24 protein-coding genes are annotated in these 24,148 nt (G+C 63.8%); 5 read left to right on the forward strand and 19 right to left on the reverse strand.

Annotation, left to right across the window (positions count from 1 at the left end; all coding sequences use genetic code 11):
* Positions 1-193: 193 nt before the first annotated feature.
* The 10 genes from ACOSV0_RS19500 to flgB all read right to left on the reverse strand — a co-directional run bounded on the left by ACOSV0_RS19500 (position 194) and on the right by flgB (position 9,408).
* Entirely contained in the window at positions 194-967 is a 774-nt protein-coding gene (locus tag ACOSV0_RS19500; protein ID WP_434107742.1) for a flagellar brake protein, read from the reverse strand.
* A 415-nt stretch (positions 968-1,382) separates the two neighbouring features.
* Entirely contained in the window at positions 1,383-2,372 is a 990-nt protein-coding gene (gene flgJ / locus ACOSV0_RS19505) for a flagellar assembly peptidoglycan hydrolase FlgJ (protein WP_434107743.1), read from the reverse strand.
* A gap of 12 nt (positions 2,373-2,384) precedes the next feature.
* On the reverse strand, positions 2,385-3,581 hold the full coding sequence (locus ACOSV0_RS19510) for a flagellar basal body P-ring protein FlgI (RefSeq protein WP_434107744.1): 1,197 nt from the start codon (positions 3,579-3,581) through the stop codon (positions 2,385-2,387).
* A 2-nt stretch (positions 3,582-3,583) separates the two neighbouring features.
* A complete protein-coding gene (gene flgH, locus ACOSV0_RS19515; RefSeq protein ID WP_434107745.1) occupies positions 3,584-4,282 on the reverse strand; it encodes a flagellar basal body L-ring protein FlgH in 699 nt (232 codons plus the stop codon).
* 115 nt (positions 4,283-4,397) lie between these two features.
* Entirely contained in the window at positions 4,398-5,186 is a 789-nt protein-coding gene (gene flgG / locus ACOSV0_RS19520) for a flagellar basal-body rod protein FlgG (RefSeq protein ID WP_434107747.1), read from the reverse strand.
* Between the two features lie 134 nt (positions 5,187-5,320).
* Positions 5,321-6,079 carry a flagellar basal-body rod protein FlgF gene (gene flgF, locus ACOSV0_RS19525; RefSeq protein WP_434107748.1) on the reverse strand — a complete coding sequence of 253 codons (759 nt, stop codon included), beginning with the start codon at positions 6,077-6,079 and terminating at the stop codon, positions 5,321-5,323.
* Positions 6,080-6,098: 19 nt separating this feature from the next.
* On the reverse strand, positions 6,099-7,607 hold the full coding sequence (locus ACOSV0_RS19530; RefSeq protein WP_434107750.1) for a flagellar hook protein FlgE: 1,509 nt from the start codon (positions 7,605-7,607) through the stop codon (positions 6,099-6,101).
* Between the two features lie 43 nt (positions 7,608-7,650).
* Positions 7,651-8,382, reverse strand: coding sequence for a flagellar hook assembly protein FlgD (locus tag ACOSV0_RS19535; RefSeq protein WP_434107751.1), 732 nt, complete (start codon positions 8,380-8,382; stop codon positions 7,651-7,653).
* A gap of 10 nt (positions 8,383-8,392) precedes the next feature.
* Positions 8,393-8,818, reverse strand: a complete 426-nt coding sequence (gene flgC / locus ACOSV0_RS19540) for a flagellar basal body rod protein FlgC (RefSeq protein ID WP_074281879.1) — start codon at positions 8,816-8,818, stop codon at positions 8,393-8,395.
* Between the two features lie 95 nt (positions 8,819-8,913).
* Positions 8,914-9,408, reverse strand: coding sequence for a flagellar basal body rod protein FlgB (gene flgB, locus ACOSV0_RS19545; protein ID WP_434107752.1), 495 nt, complete (start codon positions 9,406-9,408; stop codon positions 8,914-8,916).
* Between the two features lie 227 nt (positions 9,409-9,635).
* On the opposite strand from flgB, the gene flgA reads away from it, so the two are divergent.
* The 5 genes from flgA (at position 9,636) to ACOSV0_RS19570 (ending at position 13,179) form a co-directional block, all read left to right on the forward strand.
* Complete coding sequence (gene flgA, locus ACOSV0_RS19550; RefSeq protein WP_434107754.1) at positions 9,636-11,186, forward strand: flagellar basal body P-ring formation chaperone FlgA; 1,551 nt, start codon at positions 9,636-9,638, stop codon at positions 11,184-11,186.
* Positions 11,187-11,384: 198 nt separating this feature from the next.
* A complete protein-coding gene (gene flgM, locus ACOSV0_RS19555) occupies positions 11,385-11,738 on the forward strand; it encodes a flagellar biosynthesis anti-sigma factor FlgM (protein ID WP_434107755.1) in 354 nt (117 codons plus the stop codon).
* A 94-nt stretch (positions 11,739-11,832) separates the two neighbouring features.
* Positions 11,833-12,279 (forward strand): flagella synthesis protein FlgN, encoded by a 447-nt coding sequence (locus ACOSV0_RS19560; RefSeq protein ID WP_434107757.1) that lies wholly within the window; start codon positions 11,833-11,835, stop codon positions 12,277-12,279.
* A gap of 310 nt (positions 12,280-12,589) precedes the next feature.
* Entirely contained in the window at positions 12,590-12,772 is a 183-nt protein-coding gene (locus tag ACOSV0_RS19565; protein WP_172310533.1) for a type II toxin-antitoxin system HicA family toxin, read from the forward strand.
* A complete protein-coding gene (locus tag ACOSV0_RS19570; protein ID WP_434107758.1) occupies positions 12,769-13,179 on the forward strand; it encodes a type II toxin-antitoxin system HicB family antitoxin in 411 nt (136 codons plus the stop codon). The genes ACOSV0_RS19565 and ACOSV0_RS19570 overlap by 4 nt, the downstream gene beginning before the upstream one ends.
* 50 nt (positions 13,180-13,229) lie before the next feature.
* Here the strand turns inward: ACOSV0_RS19570 and ACOSV0_RS19575 are convergent, their stop codons facing one another.
* The 9 genes from ACOSV0_RS19575 to cheY form a co-directional block, all read right to left on the reverse strand.
* The gene (locus tag ACOSV0_RS19575; protein ID WP_434107759.1) at positions 13,230-13,964 is read right to left on the reverse strand and encodes an RNA polymerase sigma factor FliA; all 735 of its coding nucleotides are present in this window, start codon (positions 13,962-13,964) and stop codon (positions 13,230-13,232) included.
* A 28-nt stretch (positions 13,965-13,992) separates the two neighbouring features.
* The gene (locus ACOSV0_RS19580; protein WP_434107761.1) at positions 13,993-14,862 is read right to left on the reverse strand and encodes a MinD/ParA family ATP-binding protein; all 870 of its coding nucleotides are present in this window, start codon (positions 14,860-14,862) and stop codon (positions 13,993-13,995) included.
* Positions 14,855-16,852 carry a flagellar biosynthesis protein FlhF gene (flhF, locus tag ACOSV0_RS19585; RefSeq protein WP_434107762.1) on the reverse strand — a complete coding sequence of 666 codons (1,998 nt, stop codon included), beginning with the start codon at positions 16,850-16,852 and terminating at the stop codon, positions 14,855-14,857. The genes ACOSV0_RS19580 and flhF overlap by 8 nt, the downstream gene beginning before the upstream one ends.
* 360 nt (positions 16,853-17,212) lie before the next feature.
* Positions 17,213-19,315 carry a flagellar biosynthesis protein FlhA gene (flhA, locus tag ACOSV0_RS19590; RefSeq protein ID WP_434107763.1) on the reverse strand — a complete coding sequence of 701 codons (2,103 nt, stop codon included), beginning with the start codon at positions 19,313-19,315 and terminating at the stop codon, positions 17,213-17,215.
* The gene (gene flhB / locus ACOSV0_RS19595; RefSeq protein WP_434107765.1) at positions 19,312-20,523 is read right to left on the reverse strand and encodes a flagellar biosynthesis protein FlhB; all 1,212 of its coding nucleotides are present in this window, start codon (positions 20,521-20,523) and stop codon (positions 19,312-19,314) included. The genes flhA and flhB overlap by 4 nt, the downstream gene beginning before the upstream one ends.
* A gap of 348 nt (positions 20,524-20,871) precedes the next feature.
* The gene (locus ACOSV0_RS19600) at positions 20,872-22,179 is read right to left on the reverse strand and encodes a DUF3443 domain-containing protein (protein WP_434107766.1); all 1,308 of its coding nucleotides are present in this window, start codon (positions 22,177-22,179) and stop codon (positions 20,872-20,874) included.
* Between the two features lie 15 nt (positions 22,180-22,194).
* Complete coding sequence (locus ACOSV0_RS19605; RefSeq protein WP_434107767.1) at positions 22,195-22,740, reverse strand: DUF2844 domain-containing protein; 546 nt, start codon at positions 22,738-22,740, stop codon at positions 22,195-22,197.
* Positions 22,741-23,011: 271 nt separating this feature from the next.
* The gene (gene cheZ / locus ACOSV0_RS19610; RefSeq protein WP_434107768.1) at positions 23,012-23,722 is read right to left on the reverse strand and encodes a protein phosphatase CheZ; all 711 of its coding nucleotides are present in this window, start codon (positions 23,720-23,722) and stop codon (positions 23,012-23,014) included.
* 1 nt (position 23,723) lies between these two features.
* Positions 23,724-24,119: a chemotaxis response regulator CheY gene (gene cheY / locus ACOSV0_RS19615; RefSeq protein WP_408499392.1), complete on the reverse strand. Its 396-nt coding sequence runs from the start codon at positions 24,117-24,119 to the stop codon at positions 23,724-23,726.
* Positions 24,120-24,148 lie beyond the last annotated feature (29 nt).

A 24,148-nucleotide genomic window follows, 5' to 3' on the forward strand; every position in this document is an offset into this window, starting at 1 on the left:
ATGCCACCGCGTTACTTGAACATCCTGTTTAACGGCTCTCACGAGGAAAAATTGAGGGCCGTTCCGATGCTTGTCCGGCGTTTGTTTCAACGTTTGCGAGGCTTATCCTGCCGGGCTTTCCGCCTCATGCGCCATAACTCGAAAATCGCGCGGCAGTTGAGCCTTGCTCAGACGCCGCCATACGGCATTTTCATCAACGCACCAGCGAGCGGCGCTTCATTTCCAGTTGCGTAATCAGACGTTGCAGCGTGTTTTCGGCGCTGCCCGGCAGCGTCAGAAAACGGAAGCCGAGCTGGTAGCGCTGCGTGCCGTTCGGCAACGCGGTGGAGCGATGCGACACCAGTTGCAGATCGAGCGAAAGCCGGCCAAACGCGCCAAGCGCCAGTTCGCAATCCTGCAGCCGCGTGCCCATCGGCAATTCAGCCACGCGCTCATCCGTGGTGCGCATGCCGACGCCGCCGAGCGAGAGATCGTGCACTTCAAAGCGGAACGTATCGCCTTCAGGCAAACGGCCGACGCACATATACGGATCGAGAATCGGCGCATCGACGCGGAAATACTCACGGCGCTGCACGTAGAACAGCACTTCGGGAAAATCGGCCTCGAATGCCGGCAGTCCTTCATAGCGGGTTTCGCGCGGTGTGCCGGTCGTGAACTCGGCGCGCACACCGTCCGGCGACGCGTGGAACTGGCACCGCGATGCAGCTAACAAGCCTTTGTTCTGGTCCGAAAGCGCGCCCCAATCGAAAGTGAAGGTGCGCGCGCGTACGTCGACATCGAGCAGGCGCGTGACAAGCTGGCCGCCCGCGTATTCGACGGTGAGGAAATCGCCCCGATTGACGAGGTTGCGTAACTGAACGCCGATCTCCAGCGGATTGCGACGGCCGAAATCGGGTGCGCTTTCGTCTATCGTGGCGTGCGAAAGGCCGGGTGCGTCGGTCTGGCCGTGCGACTGGGTAGTATCCATAGGCTTGCCGGTATGCATGTTCTTGCGGGCGCGTGCCAAGGCTCCTGCCGGGGCTTTCGCGCGGTCTTCATCGAAGCCGCAGCACGCGCATTCAACCGGACATTACAACGCTTTCCGGTATCGGGTCTAACTGATTAGCGGCATCATTCAGCCAAAATTTAGGGGCATGTAATGAAATATTTGCCGCAAACGTTAAAACGCCAATATACCGCCAGTGGAATCCGGGCTCATCGAATGCAGGCGGCAAGCGCACTGGTTATGCGGGTGGACCGGCTGCCCGTAGGCGGCCGGCCTCGTCCGTCTTGTTATGCACCTGGCCCCGTCGCGTGCATGCTTCTTAATTCGAGAAAATCAGACTGCATGAACCGGTCAATTGCACCATCCACTATGACCGCACATCCGCATTAACGGCAGATCAGCCCATTTTCTGCATAATCGACATCAGCTTTTTTGCGTAATGCGGGTCGGTTGCATAACCCGCGCGCTGCATACCGTTGGCAAAACCATTCACGTCGTGCGCGGAATTGATTACCTGCGCATAACGCGGGTTGCCTTTGAGCATGCTTGCGTAGTCGGTCATTGCGTCCTGGTACGAGTCGTACGCCCGGAATTTTTCGACGGTGCGCTGCGGCTTGCCGTTCACATACTCGGTCGTGACGGTGGAGACGGTCTTGCCGGTCCAGTCCTTGGTCGCCTTGATGCCGAAAACGTTGTGACTCGGCGAACCGTCGGCTTTTTTGATCTCGCTCTTGCCCCAGCCCGATTCGAGCGCGGCCTGGCCGATGATGAAGCGCGCCGGAATGCCGGTTGCCGCGCTGGCGGCTTGCGCCGGCGCAGCGAGCTTGTCGACGAAAGCGTCGACTTTCGACGAGGTGCCGTCGCCTTTGATCGGTGGCGTCAACGCGCTGTTGGCCGAGTAGCCCTTGCCCATCGCCAACTGGCCGTTGGCCTGCGCGTTGCCGTAGGCCTTCGCGAGCGCATTCAGCGCCGCAGTCTGGCCTTCGTCGCCGCCACTGCCGCCACCCAGCGCCCCGGCCAGGCCGCCGCTTGCACTATTCGCGCCGCCTACCTGCAAGCCCTGATTGCGCATCATCTGCTTGAGCATCGCGTCAGCCACGCCGATGCCCTTCTGCGACAGCTGTTGCGACAACTGCTGATCCATCATCGACGTGAAGGTGGCACTGTCGTGCGAATCGAACGGGCCATCCTGTGGCGTCGCATCGCGCATGCTCTTCAGCATCATCTGCGTGAACACCGCGTCGAACTGCTGCGCGGCCATCTTCATGCCGGCTTGCGGCGAAGCCTTGGCCTGCGCACTCAATTTGCCGAAACCCTGCACGTCGAGCGCAAAGCGCTGGGTCAGGTCGTTCGCCGCGTTGGCGGAATTAGTCGTATCCGAATTCATCTGGCGTCTTCCTTAGATGATTTCCAGGTCGGCGCGCAAAGCGCCCGCCGCTTTCATGGCCTGCAGGATCGACATCAGATCCGCGGGCGTCGCACCCAGTGCGTTGAGCGCTTTCACCACTTCGGCGAGGTTAGCGCCGGCGGTCACCAGTTTCAGTGCGCCGTTGTCCTGCTTCATCTGAATCTGCGATTGCTTGGCCACCACCGTCTGGCCGTTCGAGAATGCACCCGGCTGGCTTACCACCGGCTGCGTATTGATCACCACCGACAGATTGCCGTGCGCCACCGCGCAGTTTTGCAGCGTGACCATCTGGTTCATGACGATCGAGCCGGTACGCGCGTTCAGGATCACCTTCGCGGCGGCTTGCGCCGGCTTGACGTCGAGGTTCTGCAATTGCGCCATGAAGGCGACCTGCTGCTCGGGATCGGACGGCGCGCGCAGTTGAATCGTGCGGCCGTCGAGCGCCATGGCCGTGCCGCTGCCGAATGCGTTGTTCACCGCTGAGACCACGCGTTGCGTGGTGTCGTAGTCCATATCGTTCAGGTCGAGCTGCATCGTGCCCGCTTGCGACACCGAGGTCGGCACCGCACGTTCGACGATCGCACCGCCCGCGATGCGGCCCGCGGCCAGCGTATTCACCTGCACCTTGCTGCCGTTCGCACTTGCGCCGGCGCCGCCCACTGCCAGGTTGCCCTGGCCGAGCGCGTACACCTGGCCGTCGGCGCCCTTCAGCGGCGTGAGCAGCAGCGTGCCGCCGCGCAGGCTCTTCGCGTTACCGAGCGACGACACGGTGATGTCGATCTGTTCGCCCGGACGCGCGAACGGCGGCAGCACCGCCGTCACCATCACGGCGGCGACGTTCTTCAACTGGATGTTCGACAGCGACGACTGCTGGTTGGTCGAGCCCGCCGCCTGGTTGTTGATCGAGATGCCCAGGTTCGCCAGCATGTTGGCGAGCGTCTGCGTGGTGAACGGCGTCTGCGTGGTCTGGTCGCCCGTGCCGTCGAGACCGACGACGAGGCCGTAGCCGATCAGCGGGTTGTCGCGCACGCCCTGGATCTGCACGAGGTCCTTCAGACGCTCGGCGTACGCGGGCGTCGCCACCGGCAAGGCCGCGCAGGCGAGTGCGAGCAGGACCACCGCACGGCCGAGCCGAACGAGTCGTGTGAAGCGGCTGAGGTGGCCGGAGCGGAAAGTGACGGTACGCATGATCACCACGGCGACACGTTGAGGAAGAACCGCTGCAACCAGCCCATGTTCTCGGCTTCGTTGAGATAGCCCTTCGCGGAGTATTCGATTTTCGCGTCGGCCACCTGGGTCGAGTACACGGCGTTCAGGTTGGAGATCGTGTTCGGGTTCACCACGCCGGAGAAGCGCACGAATTCATCGCCCTGGTTGATCAGCATCTGCTTTTCGCCGCTCACCATCAGGTTGCCGTTCGGCAGCACGCCCGTCACCGTCACGGTGATCGTGCCGTTGAAGGTGTTCGACGCGTTCGCGCCGCCGGTGCCCTGGAACGCGTTGCTGCCGCTCGCGCTCAGGTTGGTCTTGCCGAACAGGCCGCCGAGGAAGCCCGCGGTCGGCACGCTGAAGGCTGTGTTGCCCGAGCGATTCGCGTTGGCGCCCGACGACTTCGTCGCGTTGACGTTTTCCTGAATCACGATCGTCAGGATGTCGCCAACATTGCGCGGCCGCTGATCTTCGAACAACGGCCGGCCCGCGTATCCCGGGTTGAAGATCGAGCCCGGCGATTGCGCTTGCGGCGGCATCGGCGGGACGGCCGTCATGGGCTGCTGGGTGATCGGCTGCTTCGGCACGAGGCCGCAGCCACCCAGCGCCGCGAGCAGCGTGAGCTGCACAAGCGCCTGAGCCGTGCGCGAATGAACCGGATTACGAGTGAAGTGCGACATCTTGATTACTGCCTTTCGAGAAAACGCCGGGCCGCCCCAAGTCTTCCTGTCCCCCTCGGGGGGCCTGGAGCAAAGCGACAGGTATGGGGGCCCTTTTCATTTCCAGTCCCTGGCCTTAAACCTGCATCTGGCTGAGGGTCTGCAGCATCTGGTCGGAAGTCGTCACGGCCTTGCTGTTGATTTCGTAAGCGCGCTGCGTCTGGATCATGTTGACCAGTTCCTGCACCACGTTCACGTTCGATGCTTCCACGTAGCCCTGATTCAGCGTGCCGGCGCCGTTCAGGCCCGGTTGCGCGACGTTCGGCGCGCCCGACGAAGCCGTTTCCGAGAACAGATTTTCACCCTTCGCATCCAGACCGGCCGGGTTGATGAAGGTGGCGATCTGCATCGAGCCAAGCTGCTGGCTGTTGGCCGAACCGGCGACGGTGATCGACACCACGCCGTCACTGCCGATGGTCAGCGAGGTCGCGTTATTCGGGATCGTGATCGCCGGAATCACCTGATAGCCGCTCGACGTGACGAGCTGGCCCTGCGCGTTGGTCTGGAACGAACCGTCACGCGTGTAAGCGGTCGTGCCGTCGGGCATCTGCACCTGGAAAAAGCCCTGGCCGTTGATGGCGACGTCTTTCGAGTTGCCGGTCTGCTGCAGGTTGCCCTGCGTGTACAGACGTTCGGTCGCGACCTGTTGCACACCGGTGCCAAGCTGGATGCCGGACGGCAGTTCGGTGTTCTGCGTCGAGTTCGCGCCCGGCTGGCGGACGGTCTGATACAGCAGATCCTCGAACACCGCGCGCGAGCCCTTGAAGCCATTGGTGCTGACGTTCGCGAGGTTGTTCGAAATCACGTCCATCTGCGCCTGTTGCGCATTCATGCCGGTAGCGGCGATGTAGAGCGAGCGATTCACTATTCTTCTCCTGTGTCGATGTGAGTTAGCGCTTTAGCGCTTACTCGCATCCCATGCAAAGCTGTCGATGTGAGTTAGCGCTTCAGCGCTTACTCGCATCCCATGCAACATTGTTGCTATACCGGGGCAACCCGTTAGCTAAAGCTGAGCAGCTGGTTGGCGGACTGGTCGTTCTTGTCCGCGTTTTCCAGCAGCTTGGTCTGCATCTGAAACTGGCGCGCGTTGGTGATCATCGCGACCATCGCGCTGACCGGATTCACATTGCTGCCTTCAAGCGATGCCGGCGCCAACGTGACCGTCGGATCGGCGTCGGCGGCATTGCCGTCGGCGGTGCGAAAGAGGCCATCGTCGCCACGCGTCATGGTTTGCGGATCCGGATTCACCAGCTTCAGCTGATCGACCGTTACCACCGCGGTCGGCGGATCACCCGGCGTCAGCGCGGACACGGTGCCGTCCTTGCCGATCGTGATTTCCGCACCCGGCGGCACCGATACCGGACCGCCGTTGCCGAGCACCACCTGATTGGTGGCATTCACCAGTTGACCGTTCTCGTCGACGTGCAGATTGCCGGCACGCGTATAAGCCTCGTTGCCGTCGGCGGTTTGCACCGCCAGCCAGCCCGGCCCCTGAATCGCCACGTCGAGCGGGTTGCCCGTCTGCTGGATCGGCCCCGGCGTATAGTCGGCGCCCGGCGTCGACGACAGCACGAAGGTGCGCGTGGTGTCGTCGTTGATCGAACTGCCGTCGCCGAACGACATCGGCACGGCGCGGAACGTCGCCAGCTGCGCGCGAAAGCCGGTGGTCGACGCGTTCGCCAGATTGTTGGCAACGATAGCCTGCTGTTCGAGCGCTTGCGTGCTGCCCGACATCGCGGTGTAGATCAGCCGATCCATGATGGGAAGTCCCGGTCGCTTACAGGTTGATCAGGGTCTGGTCGACGGTCTGCTGCGTCTTGATCGTCTGCGCGTTCGCCTGATAGTTGCGTTGCGCGGTAATCAGATTCACCAGTTCGCTCGTCAGGTCGACGTTCGAGTTTTCCACCGCGCCGCCTTGCAGCACGCCGTGGTTGGTCGCGCCCGGCACCGAAATCTGCGCGACGCCCGATTGGGAGGTCTGCTGGAACTCGTTGTTGCCGAGGTTCACGAGACCGTTCTGGTTCGAGAAGTTCGCGAGCACGATCTGGCCGAGCGCCGCGGTTTGCTGGTTCGAGTAGTTGCCGGTCAGCGTGCCGTCGGCGCCGATCGAGAAGCTCGTCAGCGTGCCGGCTGCGTAGCCGTCGGGCTGCAGCGAGTTCACGCCGTCCTTGCCGCCGTACTGCGTCGTGCCGGCAATGTTCAGCGTCAGGCTCTGCGGCGTCGACGAACCGTCGGTGTTCGGAATCGAGAAGTTGAACACGTACGGCGTGGTGGTGGCGGTGCCGTCCGCATTGGTCGTGCCGAGCAGCGTGCCCGACGAATTGAAGTTGGCGTGACCGACCAGGCTTGCGGTGCCCGTCGAGGTGCCCGCATACACATCCCACGTGCCGGCCGAGGTCTTGGCGAAGTACATGTTGACCGTCTGCGAACCGCCGAGCGAATCGTAGACCGTCGTGCTGGTCGAGTAGTTGTACGTCGACGAGGTGTTCTGGTCGAACGCGACGGCGGTCGGCGCGATCGAATAGCTGTCGCCGGTGGCCGGCGTGCCGCTGAACGTGATGGTCTGACCGTTGCCGAGCGAGATCGCCGTGCCGGCCGTGTACGTCGCGGAGGCGGTCGTCGTGCCGAGCGTGGTGTCGGTGACCGTGTAGGTCGTCGGGCTCGTGAAGTTGACGGTGTATTTGTCGTTATTCGTGCCCGACGCAGTGTTCGTGATGGTCGCGCCGGTCGTCGTGAGCGTGCCGGTGTTGGTGCCGGCCGTCACGGTCGGCGTGCCGAGCATCAGCGGGTCCTGCGCATTCAGGTTCAGGCCGGCGACGATCTTGGTGGTTGCTTGCGGCGCGATGTTCGCGGTCGGCACGCTGAGCGGCACGGTCTGCGCGGTATTGATGACGCCCGCGGCGTTCGCGGCGTAGCCCATCAGTTGCAGGCCTTGCGCGTTGGTGATGTTGCCGTTCTTGTCGAGCTGGAACACGCCGTTGCGCGAGTACACCAGCGAGCCGTTGTTCGACAGCTGGAAGAAGCCGTTGCCGTTGATCGCGACGTCGAGCGCCTGGTTGGTGCTGGTGATCGTGCCTTGCGAGAACTGCTGCTGCACTTCAGCGAGCTTGGTGCCGATGCCGACCTGGTTGCCCACCGCGGTCGCCACTGAATTGGCGTACATGTCGGCGAATTGCGCCGCGCCGCTCTTGAAGCCAACCGTATTCGCGTTGGCGATGTTGTTGCCGATCACGTCGAGATCGCTCGACGATGCTGACAAACCACTCAAACCTTGTTGGTAACCCATGACGGTCTCCGTAACTGGAAAGTCGTAACTGACTGAATCTGAATCAGAGGATGGCGGCGACGCTGGTCAGCCCCACGGTCGTGCCGTTCGACAGCACGAGGCCCGGCGTACCGGTGCTCTGCATGACGACGCTTTGCACCGTCGCGCCCGCGAGCGTGGTAGCGGTAGCCTGCTGGCCGTTGATCGTGCCGACCGCGCTGATCGTGTAGGTGCCGTCGGGCAGCGTATTGCCGGCCGTGTCGGTCGGCGTCCAGCCCACCGGAATCGTGCCGGCCGACTGCTTGCCGAGGTCGATCGTGTTGACGATCGTGCCCGCCGAGTTCTTCACGACCACCTGCAGATCGCTCACCGAGTTGGCGAGCTGCACGCCGAACGAGCTGGCCTTGCCGCTCGCAACCGTCACCGAGCTGCCTGGCGCGAGCACGGTCGAGCCGATCAGCAGCGCGGCCTGCGACTGCTGGCCTGCCGACATCTGCGTGGCGAGCGAGGTGAGCGTCGTGTTCAACTGGCTGATGCCCGACACCGTGTTGATCTGCGCCAGCTGCGAGGTCATCTGCGAGCTGTCCATCGGATTGGTCGGATCCTGGTTCTTCAACTGCGCGACGAGCAGCTGCAGGAACGTGTTCTGCAGATCGGTCGCCGAGGTGCCCGAGGTGCTGCCGGTCGAGCTGGTGGAACTGCTCGCGCTCGAGGCACTGCTCGTGCCGTTCATCGTATCGAGCAGCGTTTGCGACACGGTTGTGCCGCTGCTGCCGATGGTGGTGTTGGTGGTCAAGGAGCTCTCCTCAGGTTCCGATCGTGAGCGTTTTCAGCATCAATGTCTTGGCGGTATTCAGGGTCTCGACGTTGGCCTGGTACGAGCGCGAGGCCGAGATCATGTTGACCATTTCCTGTACCGGGTCGACGTTGGGCAGCGTGACGTAGCCGTCCGAATTGGCCGCCGGGTTGCCGGGGTCGTAAGCGGTCTTCATCGGCGTCGGGTCGTCGACCACGCCGGTGACCTGCACGCCGCCGATCTGCTGGCCCGACGCCGTACGCGAGCCGCCGATCGGGCTGACCGCGAACACGACCTGCTTGGCCTTGTACGGCTGGCCGTCCGGACCGGTCGTGCTGTCCGCGTTGGCGAGATTCGACGCCGTCACGTTGAGCCGCTGCGACTGCGCCGACATCGCGGAGCCTGCAACGCCAAAAATGTTCATCAGGGATGGCATGTTTCCTGACCTCCAACCGGTTCGACCCGGCTTCAAGTTAATTCCCGTAGCGATTGTTCCTGCGTACTGCTGTGTCTTTTTGCGGCGCCCGTTATTTACGAACCCGACGTAATCGCCGCCAGCATCGTCTTGATCTGGCTCGACAGCACCGTCATGCCCGATTCGAAGTGCAGCGTGTTGTCCGCGAACTGCACCCGCTCCGTATCGATATCGACCGTGTTGCCGTCGAGCGCGGGTTGCGTCGGAATGCGGTATTGCAAATTGCCGTAGTCGTCAGGCGTGCCGCCGGTCGGTGTCAACGTCGCTTTGCCGGACATGTGGCCCGGCGCGGTCGACACCATCGACATGCCGCTCGTCACCCCGGCGGGCTGCGTCATGGCAAGCGTCGAGTTGTTCGAGGCGCCCGTGCCCGCGCCGCCGCCGGTCTTCTTCAGCGCGCCGGCCAGCGACGAAGCGAAGTCGACGTCGCGCGCCTTGTACCCAGGGGTATCGGCGTTGGCGATATTCGACGACAGCAGTTCCTGCCGGTACGCGCGTACATCGAGCGCCTGGCGGCCAAAGGCGAATTCGGCATCGAGTTTGTCCAGCATAGAAATCTCCGGAGAACGTTCCCGAGGTTTCCCGTTTGCGCCTTACGGTGCCTCGCATGAGGCCTGCGTCGGCCGGGAAGACCTTTTTGCATGAAGTGCATCTTATGGGCCGAACGCAAGTACCAATCGGACGAATAACCGGGAAAGGGGGCTTCTATTCAACGTTTGCCCAATGGGGGGGCTCACTAGAATGCAAGGCGTACCGATGCATTCGATGGAGAAACCCGATGGACCAGCCCACCTTCGATCTGACGCACCGCGCAAGCTGCGTGGCGGCGCATCGCGTCGGTGCAGGCGTGGCGCGGCGTGCGTCGCGCGGCTCATCCCGTCTCCTGACTCGCCTCGTCGTGAATCTGGCGGTATGGGTTGCCGGCGGCATCGTGCTGCTGCCGGCCACGACCCAGGCGCAGGACGCCGGTGGTCCCATCGTGATTCCGGGTCCGGGCGAAAAGAATCCGGCCGCCCTCGCCGATCTCGCCGCGCAGATGGAGGCAACGCCCGCGAAACGCGCAGGGTCCGCCGCGACGCTCGCCGCCGCTACCGCGCAGTCGCTGACGCCGGGGTCGGGGTCGGGGTCGGTTGCGCGCGACGCCGATCAATTCATGCGAGCCGCCAATGCGAGCGGTTCGATCGTCATTCCTGGCTCGGGCGAGCCGCCTGCCGCGCCGCAGATGATCCGCACGAGTTTCAGGCCCGACGCAAACGGAGTCGTGACGATTCCCGCACCGGGGAACGCCAATGCGGCAGCAGCCGAACCAGCGCCCGGCGTTGCACGGATCAATGTGGCGCCAGGCTCGCGTCAGGTTGTGCCGGTCGTGGTGACGCCGGCGCTGAACGCCGGACGGCAAGGCGCCGGCGTTCAGCCAGTGGCCGCCAATCCGGCCAGCAACGGTGTCGGCAGCAATGCGCCCGCGGCCGGTGGCTTCGACAGCCTTGCGTCGCGTGGCGAGCCGCCTCAATTGAGCGCGACCGGCAAACCGGTCGTGACCACCGCAGTCGAATCGAAGCCGATACCGACCCCGACCCCGACACCCGCGCCGATGCCGACAGCGCCCGCCACCATCGCCCGTACGCCGGCGATACGCCAGGCTGCGCCGGCTGTGGCGCAACAGAATCTGCGCCCCGCAGTGGTGGCGCAACCCGTGCCGCTGGCCGGTCAGCAGGACGCCGAGGCGATTCGCAGTGCCGCGCTCGCCTTCTTGCAGCAGCAGTCGGCGGGCTTGCCCGGCAAGGTCGAAATCACCGTCGCGCCCGCGTTTCCGCGCGGCCTCGCGGCCTGCACGATGCTTGAACCCTTCATGCCCAGCGGCGCGCGCCTGTGGGGCCGCATGACCGTCGGCGTGCGCTGCGCCGGCGAACGGCCGTGGACCATTTATCTGCAAGCGCGCATTTCGCTGCGCGCCACCTACTATCTGGCCGCCCGCGCGATGGCGCCGGGCGAAGTCTTCACGGCCGCCGACCTCGTCGCGCGCGACGGCGACCTGACCGGGTTGCCGCAGGCAATCGTCACAGACCCGTCGCAAGCGGTCGGCTCGGTGTCGCTTGTGCGCGTCGCCGGCGGCATGCCGCTGCGCCGCGACATGCTGAAGAGCGCGTCGGCGGTGGCGATTGGACAAACGGTGCGGGTCATCGCGGCCGGCACCGGTTTCTCGATTTCGGCCGAAGGCAGCGCGATGAACAATGCGTCGCCGGGGCAGCAGGTACGGGTCAAGACGGCTAACGGCCAGATCATCTCCGGCATCGTCAAGGACGGTTCGACGGTGGAGATTCAGCTGTGACGCGGCGTGACGGCAAGTCCGGCAGCCGTCGCGCCGGCCCGGAATCAGGCACGACGGCTGGAGCATCCCGTGCAATGGGTTTCGAATCGGTCGTAGGGCCGGATCGTCTTGAAAGACAAGGCAAAACCTGGAGCGATTGCGCTAAAGTTTTGATCACCAGTTGCCGTTATCAGGATCAAATCGTTCAGGAAGCCAATCGTGAAAGTCGATTCCACAACCAATTCGAATCTGCCGACGTTGAAAGACGCCTTGTCCCGCTCGCAACCAAGCGACGCGGCGACTGCGAACAGCAACGCGCAGACTGCGAGCACGAGCTCGCCGACCACCACCAGCGGTTCGGGCGACGCCAGCGTCAGCCTGTCGGGTCTGTCGCAGCATCTGCGCAGTCTCGCGGCGTCCGGTTCGGCCGACATCGACACGGCGCACGTCGAGTCGATCAAGTCGGCCATCAAGGACGGCTCGCTGCAGATGGACTCGAGCAAGATCGCCGACGGTGTGCTGAATACCGCGCGCGAACTGTTGCAAAGCAAAACCTCGTCGACCGGCAACTAATCGACGCATCGAAGTACGGTGAATTGCCGGGCGGCATTCGACAAACCCGGCTCGCGAATCATGCGCGAGCCGTCGTGTTCAGCGAGTTGTTGAGATGAAAGACGCCCTGCTTGCCACCCTCGTCGAAGAATATTCGACCGTCGAGGCATTCGCCTCGATTCTGACGCTCGAAACCAAGGCGCTGACCGCCGTGTCCCCCCTGGAACTGCTGCCACCGATCGTCGAGAAGAAAACCGAACTGATCGGCGTGCTCGCCAAACTCGAGACCACCCGGGATACGCTGCTCGCGGAAATGGGTTTGCCGTCCGGCTGGCCCGGCATGGAACTCGCAGCCGGCGCGGATAAGCGTGTCGCCGAGCAATGGGCGCTGCTGCAAAAAGCAGCCGACCGGGCGCGGCGCTTCAATACGAGCAACGGTGAGCTGATCCGCGTGCGGATGGACTACAACCAGCGCGCACTGACGGCGCTGCAGGTCACCGTGCCGCAGAAGGCCGGTTTCTACGGACCGGATGGGCGGATTCCGGCACAACCGGCAGCGTGAAGATTCGGCTCGCGCAGTGCGTTTCACGCGCTGACGCAATTGAATAGATTGTTTTGAAAAAGGGCTCGTCGTTGACGAGCCCTTTTTGTTTTTCCCCCACCGCTCCTCAGGGCACCTAAGCCCTCCTCCAGCACGCGTTGGCCATCCGGCCAGGTAGCGCGGAATTCTCCGTCACGTTGAAATCACGGGTTCCCCCCACTGAGGTTCTCCGCCGTCACGCGCAGCTTTCGACGCTGCGTCAGACGAACCAGGCGGAGCGTTACCCACTAGCGAGGTTGTGTAATCGTGTGTATGATTCGAGGAGTGCAATATGAACAGTGCCGAAGTCGTCAAAGTGATTCAAGCGGATGGCTGGCGGTTGATCCGGATATCGGGCAGCCATCATCATTTCCGGCACGCGGTAAAAACCGGTCTCGTGACCATCCCGCATCCGAAAAAAGATCTTCCGCCCGGCACACTGAACAGCATCTTGAAACAGGCAGGCCTGAAATGAAGAACCTGATTTTCCCGATCGCAATCGAGCCTGGTGACACGCGCCATGCGTTCGGCGTGGTCGTCCCCGATATTCCGGGTTGTCATTCGGCGGGTGGTTCGCTGGAAGAAGCCTACGCGAACGCGAAAGAGGCGATCGAGGCGCATCTGGATACGCTGCTGGACGAAGGCTTGCCGATTCCCGACCGGCTCACGCTGGCTGAGCACCGGTGTAATCCAGACTACGCGGGCTTTACCTGGGGTTTTGTCACTACGCGGAATATTCCGGCGCTGAAAAAAGCGGTGCGTATCAATATCTCGCTGCCCGAGGCGCTGGTTCACGATATCGACGCTTACGCCCAGGCGCGCGGCATGTCGCGCTCAGCGTTTCTCGCGTTGGCCGCGGAGCATGAGATGGCGGACGCGTAAGAGAAGGTGGACGTTGCGCGCACCGCCGGTCAGACATCAATCCGTCAAACTCACGTCGCCTCGGCGTTCGCCCAGGCCATTTCGCGCAGGCGCGTGCGCAGGCGCGCTACGGCCTGGCTGTGCAACTGGCACACCCGCGATTCGCTGACTTCCATTACCGCGCCGATTTCGCGCAGGTTCATGCCGCGTTCGTAGTACAGCGACATCAGCAGCTTCTCGCGCTCCGGCAAACGGTCGATCGCCTCGATTAGCGCCGAGCGCAAGCTGTCGTCCAGCAGCGCCGACAGAGGATCGGAATGATCCACGCAGTAACGGTCGAGAAACGGTTCGTCGTCCGCGGAACGGTCGAAGTCTTCGTAATAGATCAGCTGGCTGCCGTGCAGGTCCTGGAGCATCGACTGATACTCGTCGAGCGGCATTTGCAGATGCTCGGCGATCTCCGTTTCGCTCGCCGAGCGGCCCAGGTTCTGTTCGACCCTGTGCACGGCAGATTCGACTTCGCGCGAAGTGCGCCGCAAGCTGCGCGGCAACCAGTCGTTGCTGCGCAACTCGTCAAGCATTGCGCCGCGAATCCGTTGGCTGGCATAGGTCTCGAACTGCGCGCCCTGGTCTTCCTTGTAGCGGCTCGCCGCGTCCAGCAGTCCGATCATGCCGGCCTGAATCAGGTCGTCAAGATCGACACTCGCCGGCATCTTGGCTACGAGCTGCAAGCCGAGGCGACGCACCAGCGGTGCGTACTTCGTCAGAACGTCGGCTTGGGAAATCTTTCCCTGAGCGTTATACATCGTGCTCCCCTTGTCCTTGTGCCGCCTCTCAGGCGTGCTGCGCGGACGGTTGGTCGGCGTGTTGCGCCGCTGTAACTGTCGCAGACGCCATCCAGGGCGTTTGCGACGACATCGCTGGCCGCATCGGCCAGTACTGCAATTCGGCTGCAAGGTGCCGGAAGTCGCGCGCGGCCGGTGTCGATGGAAAGGCATCGACGACACAGCGCGACAACTCCACGGCCCGCGCCATCCGCGCATCGGCGGCAATACACCCGGCGTCTTCCAGCGCCACCGTCAGGTAGCGTCCAGCCACGCCGGCCAGGTTGACAAAGGCGGTATGCGCGTCGTCCACGCTCTGCACGTGGTTCACCAGCACGCGAAACTGCCCGGTGGCGTGTGCATAGTGCAAACGCTTCATGCACGCGTACGCGTCGGTGATCGCTTGCGCGGCCACCCGCGTGACGATCATCACGTCGTGCGCCTGCGTCGCGAGGGGCGAAAGGTGGCCGTGGTCGTCGAGTTGCGCGTCGATCAGCACGATGTCGGCGGACCCGCTCAACACCACGCCGAACTGCGCGGCTGCGAGACCTTCGCGGTTATTGCGCGAGGCGGCCAGCACGGAAAAGCCGAGCGGGTGGCGCACGGCGGCTTCGTCGAGTGTCATCTCGCCGCGCATCACCGCCGCAAAATTGCCCGCGCGGCTCATGCCGCCAAGCATCGCACTCACCGATTTCTCGCCAAGGCATTCGTCGATCACCAGCACGTCTTTGCCCTGCTGGGCAAGCGCCGCGGCGAGGTTCACCACCGTCGTCGTACAGCCGACGCCGTATGAGCCGCCCGTCACCGCGAGCACGCGCGAGCCGCTTTTCGCCAGCAGCCGCCGCAGTCCTTCTGCCTGATCGGACATGAATTTATCCAAAGCGGACCTCGTGCAGTTCGGCCGTCGAACGCGCGGACAGCGCGGACAGCAATGCCGGAATGTCGTCGTCGTGCGGCACGAACGGAGAGTTGTCGCGCGGAATGCAGAACGTGCTCTTGATCAGGAATTTCTTCGTTGCGACGTACAGGTTTTCCGGCACCTTCTGACCGGTCGACACGTAGTGCACGGGCAGCTTGTAGCGAATCACGGTATCGAGCACGCCGCCCAGATTGGTGGCTTCGTCGAGCTTGGTCAGAATGCAGCCGGCGAGCGGCTGTTGATCCGGTGCGCGCTGATAGGCCTGCACGACTTCGTTCAGCGTATCGCCGTGGCTCGTCGCGTTGAGCAGCAAGAGACGCTGCACCGGCTGGCCGGCACGGCACAGCATTGCGATCTGGTCGGAGACGAGGCGATCGCGCTGGCTCATGCCGATCGTATCGATCAGCACGATATGCTTGTTGCGCAGCTCGGAGAGCGCGAGTTGCAGATCGGCGCCGTCTTTCACCGCGTGAACCGAGACGCCGAGAATCTTGCCGAAGATGCGCAGTTGTTCGTGACCGCCGATCCGGTAGCTGTCGGTGGTGAGGAGCGCCACCTTGCTGGCGCCGAAGCGCATCACGCAGCGCGCGGCGAGCTTGGCGGTGGTCGTGGTCTTGCCGACGCCCGTCGGGCCCATCAGCGCGAACACGCCGCCGCGCTCCATCAGCGCGTCTTCGTCTTCCATCACCGGCAGGTTCGATTCGAGCACCGAACGCACCCACTCCATGCCGCCGTCCATGTTGTCGACGTCTTCGGGCAGGTTGTCGACCATCATCTGCACGAGTTGCGCGGAGAAACCGGCGGCGAACAGGTGCTTGGTGAGCGCCGCGCGCGCCGGACTGCGGCGCTGGCGATCGCCCCACATCAGACCGGCGAAGTGTTCTTCCATCATCCCGCGCATCGACGACAGCTCGTTCATCACGGTGTCTTTGACGACCTGCTCCATCCGCGCCTTGATCGCTTCGGCGATTGAATTGGGCGTGCGGGCGTCGTCGCCGGCGGGCAGCAATTGTGCAACTTTCTGCGCGGCGCGGCGTGCAGCGACTTGCGCGCCTTCGCGGGCCCACTCGGGCCTGTCGGTGACCTGCGGCATGGCCGGTTGGGCTGCGGCCTGTTGCGGGGCGCGCGGGGCCGGTTGAGCGGCGGGTTGTGCCGCGGCGGGCTCGACTGCGGCGCCGAGGCCCTTGGCCATGGCGGCGGCCGGCGTCATCGAAGCTGCGCGCGCGCTGTACACCTCCTGCGGCTGCTGTTCGGCCGCGATGCGGCGCGCGTGATCGATCAGCCAGGGATTCGATTCGGCCATCGTGCGCTGTACATCGGTCGCGGGTGCGGCCGGCACGCCGGCGGCTTTGAGCATGTCGGCGCGGATGTCCTCGGCGAGACGCGTCGCGGCAGCGCGGGCGCTGGGTTGCTCGATGCTGATCGGTTGCGACCGCGGCGCGGCAGCAGACGCGGCCGGCACCACCTTGGGCGCGTTCGGCAGCGCGGCCTTCGGCGCGGCGGCAGCCATGGAGGGCGCGGCGGGCTTCGCGATGGCGGAAGCCACATCGCCCACGGCGAAACTCGCAGCCGGGCCTGACGCGACGCTGGCAGTGGCCGACGTCATGTTCTCGGCGCCCGCTTCCGGGCTTGCGCCGAATACCGACGAGAACACATCGGGCATACCGCTCGCATAGGGATTCGCCTGCATCATTGGATTGGCGCGCGGTGTGGCAAGCGCGGGCTGTTGCCCTGCCATCGCATTCGTCGACGCGGCCAGCGGTGCGCCTACGTTGCCGCGCGGCGCCTTCGGCGTAATGGCGGCGAGGTCGCTATTGGCCAGGGCGACGATTTCGACGCGGCCGTCGTCCATCGTGCGATTGGACAAAACGACGGCATCCGGGCCCAAGGCTTCGCGCACGAGACGCAGAGCATCGCGACTGGTAGCGCCGACAAATTTACGAATGTTCAAGCTGGACCCCCGATGAGGTAGACGGACTGACTGACTAACGGATCGGCAACATACCGCTTCCCATTGAGATCATTATTGCGAAACCTGTCGAGTGATGATCGATGGATAAAGACCGTTAAAGGTGGGTAATTCGGGCGATGGAAACGCACATCAATTCACACGCGCGACGGTTTGAAACAGGCTTTCCGGCAGCGTCCAGCAGCGCTTTCGCGGACGCAGCATGACCTCCGCCAGCCGCTTGCAGGGCAAAAAGTTAGGCGCGGAAATGAAAACCGGCGCTCAAGGAGCGCCGGCGGAAACCATCGGTCTGGAAGGTTGCAGCTGAATCGCTGCTGACTGCCGGGTCTAACCGCGCCGGGTTTAGCCGTGCGCTCCGATCAGATTCACCACCTTGATATTGCGTGTATCCGGCACTTCCGCATAAGACAGCACCTTCAGTTGCGGCAGGCTGCGACGCAGGAAGCGCGCGAGCATCGGCCGCAGCGCGTGCTGCACCAGCAGCACCGGCGACAGCCCAAGATTCTGCTGACGCGTCATCGCCTTCTGCGTTTCATTCAGCAGCGTATGCGCGAGGCCCGGTTCGAGGCCCGGATTAGCGCCCGTGGAAAGCGCCTGCGACAACACCCGCTCCAGATTCGAATCGAGGCCCATCACCTGCATGTCGCCCACGCCGGGGAACCACTGCTGCGTAATCGCGCGGCCCAGCGAGAGGCGCACGGCGGCGGTGAGATCGTGCGCATCGGTGATTTTCGGCGTGTGTTCGGACAGCGCTTCGAGAATGGTGCGCATGTCGCGGATCGGCACGCCTTCTTCCAGCAGGTTTTGCAGCACCTTTTGCAGCGTCGTGAGCGGCAGCGACTTCGGCACCAGATCGTCGACCAGCGACGGCGTGTCCTTCTGCATCCGCTCGAGCAGCGCCTGCACTTCGCGGCGGCCGAGCAGTTCGGACGCATGCGTGACCACCAGATGATTCAGGTGGGTGGCCACCACCGTGCTCGAGTCGACCACCGTGTAACCGTACACCTGCGCCTGCTCGCGCAGATTCGTATCGATCCAGATCGCCGGCAACCCGAACGCGGGGTCTTGCGTCGGCGTGCCCGGCAGCGCGGCGGATACCTGCCCTGGGTTGATCGCCAGCCACTGCCCCGGATACGCCTCGCCGACGCCCACTTCGACGCCCTTGAGCGCGATCCGGTAGCCGTTCGGCCGCAATTCGAGGTTGTCGCGGATATGGATCACCGGCGGCAGGAAACCGATTTCCTGCGCGAACTTCTTGCGGATGCTCTTGATCCGCTTGAGCAGTTCGCCGTCCGAGTTCTTGTCGACGAGCGGGATCAGCCGGTAGCCCACTTCGAGACCGAGCGTGTCGATCATCGTCACGTCGTCCCAGCTGGCTTCGGTGTTTTCCACCGGAGCCATCGCGGCCGGTGCGACGTCGACCAGCGCCACGCTGTTCTTGCGTGCTTCGCTGCGTTTTTTCATGGTGCGGCCGAGCTGGATCAGGCCGCCGCCGAGAATCAGAAACGCGAAATGCGGCATGCCCGGAATCAGGCCCATCAACACCAGAATGCAGCCCGTGATCACCAGCACGCGCGGGTTCGTGAAGAGCTGGCCGGTCAGTTGGGTGCCGATGTCTTCATTGGTCGCGACGCGCGAGACGATCACGCCGGCCGCCGTCGAAATCACGAGCGACGGGATCTGTGCGACGAGGCCGTCACCGATGGTCAGCAGCGTGTAGTTCTTGCCCGCTGCCGCAAAACTCATGTCGTGCTGAACCATCCCGACGATCAGCCCGCCGATGATGTTGATCACCATGATCAGCAAACCGGCGATCGCATCGCCGCGCACGAACTTGCTCGCGCCGTCCATCGAACCGTAGAACTCGGCTTCCTGGGAAACTTCCAGGCGGCGCTTGCGGGCCTGCTCTTCGTTGATGAGACCGGCGTTCAGGTCGGCGTCGATCGCCATCTGCTTGCCGGGCATCGCGTCGAGCGTGAAGCGCGCGGACACTTCCGCGATCCGCCCCGCGCCCTTGGTGATCACCATGAAGTTGATGACCATCAGGATGATAAAAACGACGATACCGACCGCGAAGTTGCCGCCCACCAGGAAGTGACCGAACGACTCGATCACCTGGCCCGCCGCGTCCGGGCCGGTGTGACCCTCGAGCAGCACAACCCGCGTGGACGCCACGTTCAGCGACAGGCGCAGCAAGGTGGAGAACAGCAGCACGCTTGGGAAAGCGGCGAAGTCGAGCGGCTTCATCGTGTACATGCTGACGAGCAGCACCATCACGGAAAGCGCGATGTTGAAGGTGAACAGCAGATCCAGCAGGAACGGCGGCAACGGCAGAATCATCATGCCGAGGATCATGCAGATCAGCACCGGCCCGGCGAGGGCGCGCAAATTGGTGCCGCTCAAGGCATCCGGCCGTCGGGACAGGAATCCGGCGCGAGCGTTCATGCGGAGGCTCCTGAGGTGTCGTCGTTATTCGGGTTAAGCACGTCGGCGGCTTCCTGCTCGGCTTCATCGTCCGGCACGCCGCCCTTGTCGAGTTCCGCCGGCACGTCGAACTCGGTCGGTGCGACCGGCGCGACGCCGCCTTCGGTGTTGAAACGCCGCAACTGATACACCCACGCGAGCACTTCGGCGACCGCGCCATAGAGCGGCCCCGGAATCTCGCGGTTCAGTTCGACGTTGTGATACAGCGCACGCGCGAGCGGCGGCGCTTCCAGCAGCGGCACGTTGTTTTCGGCGGCGATCTCGCGGATTCGCGCGGCCACCAGGTTCACGCCCTTGGCGACTACCTTCGGCGCGCGCATCTCGCCGTCGGTGTACTGCAGCGCGACCGCGAAGTGCGTCGGGTTGGTCACCACCACGTCGGCCTTCGGCACGTGGGTCATCATGCGACGGCGCGCAACGGCGCGCTGTTGCTGGCGAATCCGGCCTTTGACGTGCGGATCGCCTTCGCTTTCGCGATGTTCGCGCTTCACTTCTTCCTTCGTCATGCGCAGTTTCTTGTGGAACTGCCAGAGTTGATACGGCACATCGAGCGCGGCCACGACGAACATGCCCGCCACCGTCATGCCGCAGCACACCGCGATCAGATGCACGGTGTTGGCAAGCGCCAGTTGCAACGGCTGAGTGGCTAGAGCAAGAATTTCCTCGCGGCGATTCCAGATCGCCGTGCCGCCGATGATGCCCACCACGAGCGTCTTCGCGAGCGACAGGCCGAGTTGAACCGGTCCGTTGATCGAGAAGATCTTGCCGAGTCCTTCGATCGGATTGAGCCGGTTGAACTTGGGCTCGAGTCCTTTCGACGACAACTGCCAGCCGCCCAGCGCCATCGGCGCGAGCAAGGCGGCGGCGCCGGTGAAGGCCAGAACCGGCAGTAGCGCGTACAGGCCTTCGCGGCTCGCGGCGCCCGCCCCGATCATCATGCGGCGGGTTTCGAACGCCGTGGCGTGGTCGAACGTGAAGGCCGAGCGCAGCATGCCCTGCAAATGCTCGCCGATGCTGCTGGACATGCCCCATACGCCGAAGAATCCCGCTGCCAGCAGCGCAAACGTCGACAGCTCCCGCGAACGCACGATCTGCCCTTCCTCGCGCGCCTTTTGCAGGCGCCGGGGAGTGGCTGATTCGGTTTTTTCGAGGTCGCTATCCTCTGCCACAAACGCTCTCCAGTCGGCTGAGGCACGGCGCCTCTTTCCAGTGAGAGCGATTATTCCCGGTCGACGCAAGCGACGATCGGCGGATAAGGGCGGAGAAAGGGGGGTATTTCGAGGGATGGAGCAGCCGGCCAAGCGCGCGGCGGGGCTTGCCGGTGGGCCGCCCCAGCGATGGGCGTCGGCTACGGGTTGAAAGGCCAGGGGCGGTTGGGTTGCTTACCGACAGCCGGCTACCGGCGCCTCACCGGGGCCTGCGGGCCAAGCATGGTTTGCTGGGACGCCGGCTATGGGCAACCGGGCACCCACGCGGCTTCGCGCGGGTGCCCCGTTTGTCACCCTTCAGTCATCACCTCAGAAGCCGACGTAAGGTGCCTGACCGCCGCTTGCCGTCAGATCGAAGCCGTAATACATGTGACGGCCATAAAAGAACGGCAAACCGAGATCGAAGCTGCTGCTGCCGCCGATCTGCCCGGCCAGGTCGTTGAACGCGTAGTTGCTGCCGTTGCTGAACAGCGTGGCCGCACTCAGGATGCCAATGCTGACGCTGGCTGTCGTACTACTCGCGCCGGCCAGGGTAATCGACCGGGTTTGCGCGCTCGAAGGGCAATAGAACCCGGCGTAGTTACTGCCGCACAGCGCGAGCGAACTATCGGCGAAGAAGTACGCGTTCGAACCCGAATCGAAGAACGCCTGCACGGTCGTGCCGTTATAGACACTGTTGTTCAGGTCGCCGTAGCCGTCGGTGGTGAAGGTCTGCGTGGCCGCCAGCGCATTGTTCGACTGCGTGCCGATGCCGAACACCAGCGTGCCGGTGGCCGAAGAAGAACCCGTGTTCGACACCGGCGGCATCTGCACGATGACGCCGTTATTGTCGGACGCGAACCTGGCGACCGGATTGGCGACCTGCTGGGTGAGCGGCACCGCGGTACGGGCGCAGGAGGTGCCGCCCGGACATGCGAAGTAATTACTGTAGGTGGCGGCGGTCGTCGCATTCGCGCAGGTTGCGCCGCAATCGTAGAGCGCCGTGCCAATGCCGAGAATGCCGTTGGCGCCGAGATCGCTGGCGGTATTTTCCGCCGAGCCGCTGCAGCCCTTCGACGGCACGGTGCTCGACGCCATATCGCCGATGATCTGTAGCGGGACGGCTGCGGTTGTCGTCTCGCCGCCGATCGCTACGGTCGCGGTGCGCACCGAGCCCCACGTGTAGCCGTCGGCGAAGGTGGCGCACTCGGCGAGTTGGCTCGTGCCGATCGTGCTGACCGGCAACGCGCTGAGCAACGAGGAATTCAGCACCGAACCGACCACACGCAGCCCGAACGAGCCGGTATCGACCTGGATGTTGTTGATGGTTTGACAGTTGGACGTCGAACCCGGCGCGCATATCGTCACGCTAACGGTCGGAATATTGATGACGCCGTTCACACCCTGCGCGACCGTGATCGCCACGGTGTTCGCCGCCGTCGCGGCGATCGGTTGCTGGGTCGGGCTGGCCGGCAGCGAGCCGCCGTTCAGCGTGGTCGACGAATTGTTACTGGAGCTGGAGCTGTCACTGCCGCCGCCACCGCCGCAGGCGGCCAGCACCGACACCAGCGCCACGGCCACGACGGCCTGCATCCAGCCCCTGAATTTCCCGGCAATATGACTTTGCATGGTTCGCATCGTTCGTCCTCGCCCTTACTGGATGTCGGAACCGCTGACGCCGGCGGGCAACGCCGGCGGCAACCAGGCCTGACCGTTGAACGCGCCCATATGACCGCCGGAGCGGACCACGAGGCTGCTCTGGTCGACCGCAACGGGGCCGCGACCGCCTCCGCGCGCCACGCGCGCGGCTTTTACGCCGGCAACGTACTGCGGGAAATAGCTGCCAAGCAGATCGTTGAGATCCGGCATTTGCGGACCGTGCCAGGCGATACCGAAGACCGAACCATCCGCGGCGAGGTATTCGTGCACCACCGTGCCGTTGCCGAACGTCGTTTCACGCACGGTATAGGACGCGGAAGCCGAGGTGGATGAAGCAGCGCTCGATGCAGAATGCATCACGCTTTGAGCGGCCGTTGCCGAGCTTGTGCCGGGCTGCACGGTGCGGGAAGAAACCGATGCATCCGCAGGGGGCGTCATCGGGGCGCCGCCCAGTCCCGCATAAGCGGACTGTACGGCCGACAGCGAACAGGGTAATGCAAGCGCCATGACGAACCCGGCGCGACGTACACGACTCCACATGACAATGCTCCTCCCGAGCTGCTGCCGCTCGGTTCGCACCTCGTACGAACCGGCCGCATGTATGCAGATCATACGACACCGATGCGATCGCACTGACGAGGGGATACCTTACCGTGCCATCGACCGGTGAATGTGTCTCACCGGCACACCGTGCCGCTGCTTGAGCTCGTAGTATGCCTGTGGTTTGTGTCGGCAGACAGCAAGCGCACTCGGGAACGCAGCTTGCTGCACCTGCCAGTTCGGCCTCACACCCTTGTGGGCGGCCGGTAGATCAGAAGCCGAGGCTTGCCAGCAGATCGTCGACCTGCGACTGGTCCTGCATCACGTCCGCCTTGCCTTCCGGATTGATCTGCGGACCATTCAGCAGGTGTTCGGGGCTGCCGGTGGACGACGGCTCGGCCGCCAGCGCCGCCGCATTCGCCGCGAACTGCTCGCGCCGCTCGAGCGCGATGTTCTCGACCAGCACGCCGAGCAGCTGCTGCTCGATCAGGTACACGACATCCGTAATCTTCTTGATGACCTGGCCGGTCAGATCCTGGAAGTCCTGCGCCAGCATGATCTCCATCAACTGCGCATTGGTCGCGGTGGTCGCCTCGGGCACGCCGCGCAAAAAAGTGCGCGTGTCGTTCATCAGCGCGCGCACTTCTGCGCGCTCGATCGGTGCCGCGTACCACTGCTCCCAGCGCGCGTCGAGTTCGCCGGCGTCTTTCTGCAGTTGTTCCTGGATCGGCTTGGCGACGTCGATCGACGACAGCACGCGCTCGGCGGCCTGCTCGGTCATGTTCGCGATGTACTTGAGACGGTCGCGCGCATCGGGCACGGCTTCCGCCGCACGCTCGACATGCTTGTCGAGCCCAAGCTCACGCATCGAGTCGCGCAGCGTGCGCGTGAGTTGTCCGATGCGGGCGAGGATGCGGTCGGACGCGAAGTCGCCGGCCTCGTTCGTCGCGTCGGCGCTTTGCGCGTTGGTCGGCAGATTCACATCAGCTCCCGGTTTTAGCCATCTTCTCGAGAATCTTGTTGAGCTTCTCGTCGAGCGTCGCGGCCGTGAACGGCTTGACGACATAACCGCTCGCGCCGGCCTGAGCCGCCGCGATGATGTTTTCCTTCTTCGACTCGGCTGTCACCATCAGCACCGGCAGATGCGTCAGATGGGCGTCGGCGCGGATTTCCTTGAGCATGGCCAGACCGTCGAGGTTCGGCATGTTCCAGTCGGAGATCACGAAATCGTACGTACCGCCACGCAGACGCGCAAGGCCGGCCTGACCGTCTTCCGCCTCGTCGACGTTCGAGTAGCCGAGCTCTTTGAGCAGGTTGCGAACGATCCGGCGCATCGTCGGAAAGTCGTCAACCACCAGAATCTTCATTCCCTTATCCATTTCATTCCCTTTGCTTGATCCTTGACGCG

Source organism: Paraburkholderia caffeinilytica, assembly GCF_051027425.1.
Taxonomy (GTDB): Bacteria; Pseudomonadota; Gammaproteobacteria; order Burkholderiales; family Burkholderiaceae; genus Paraburkholderia; species Paraburkholderia caffeinilytica_A.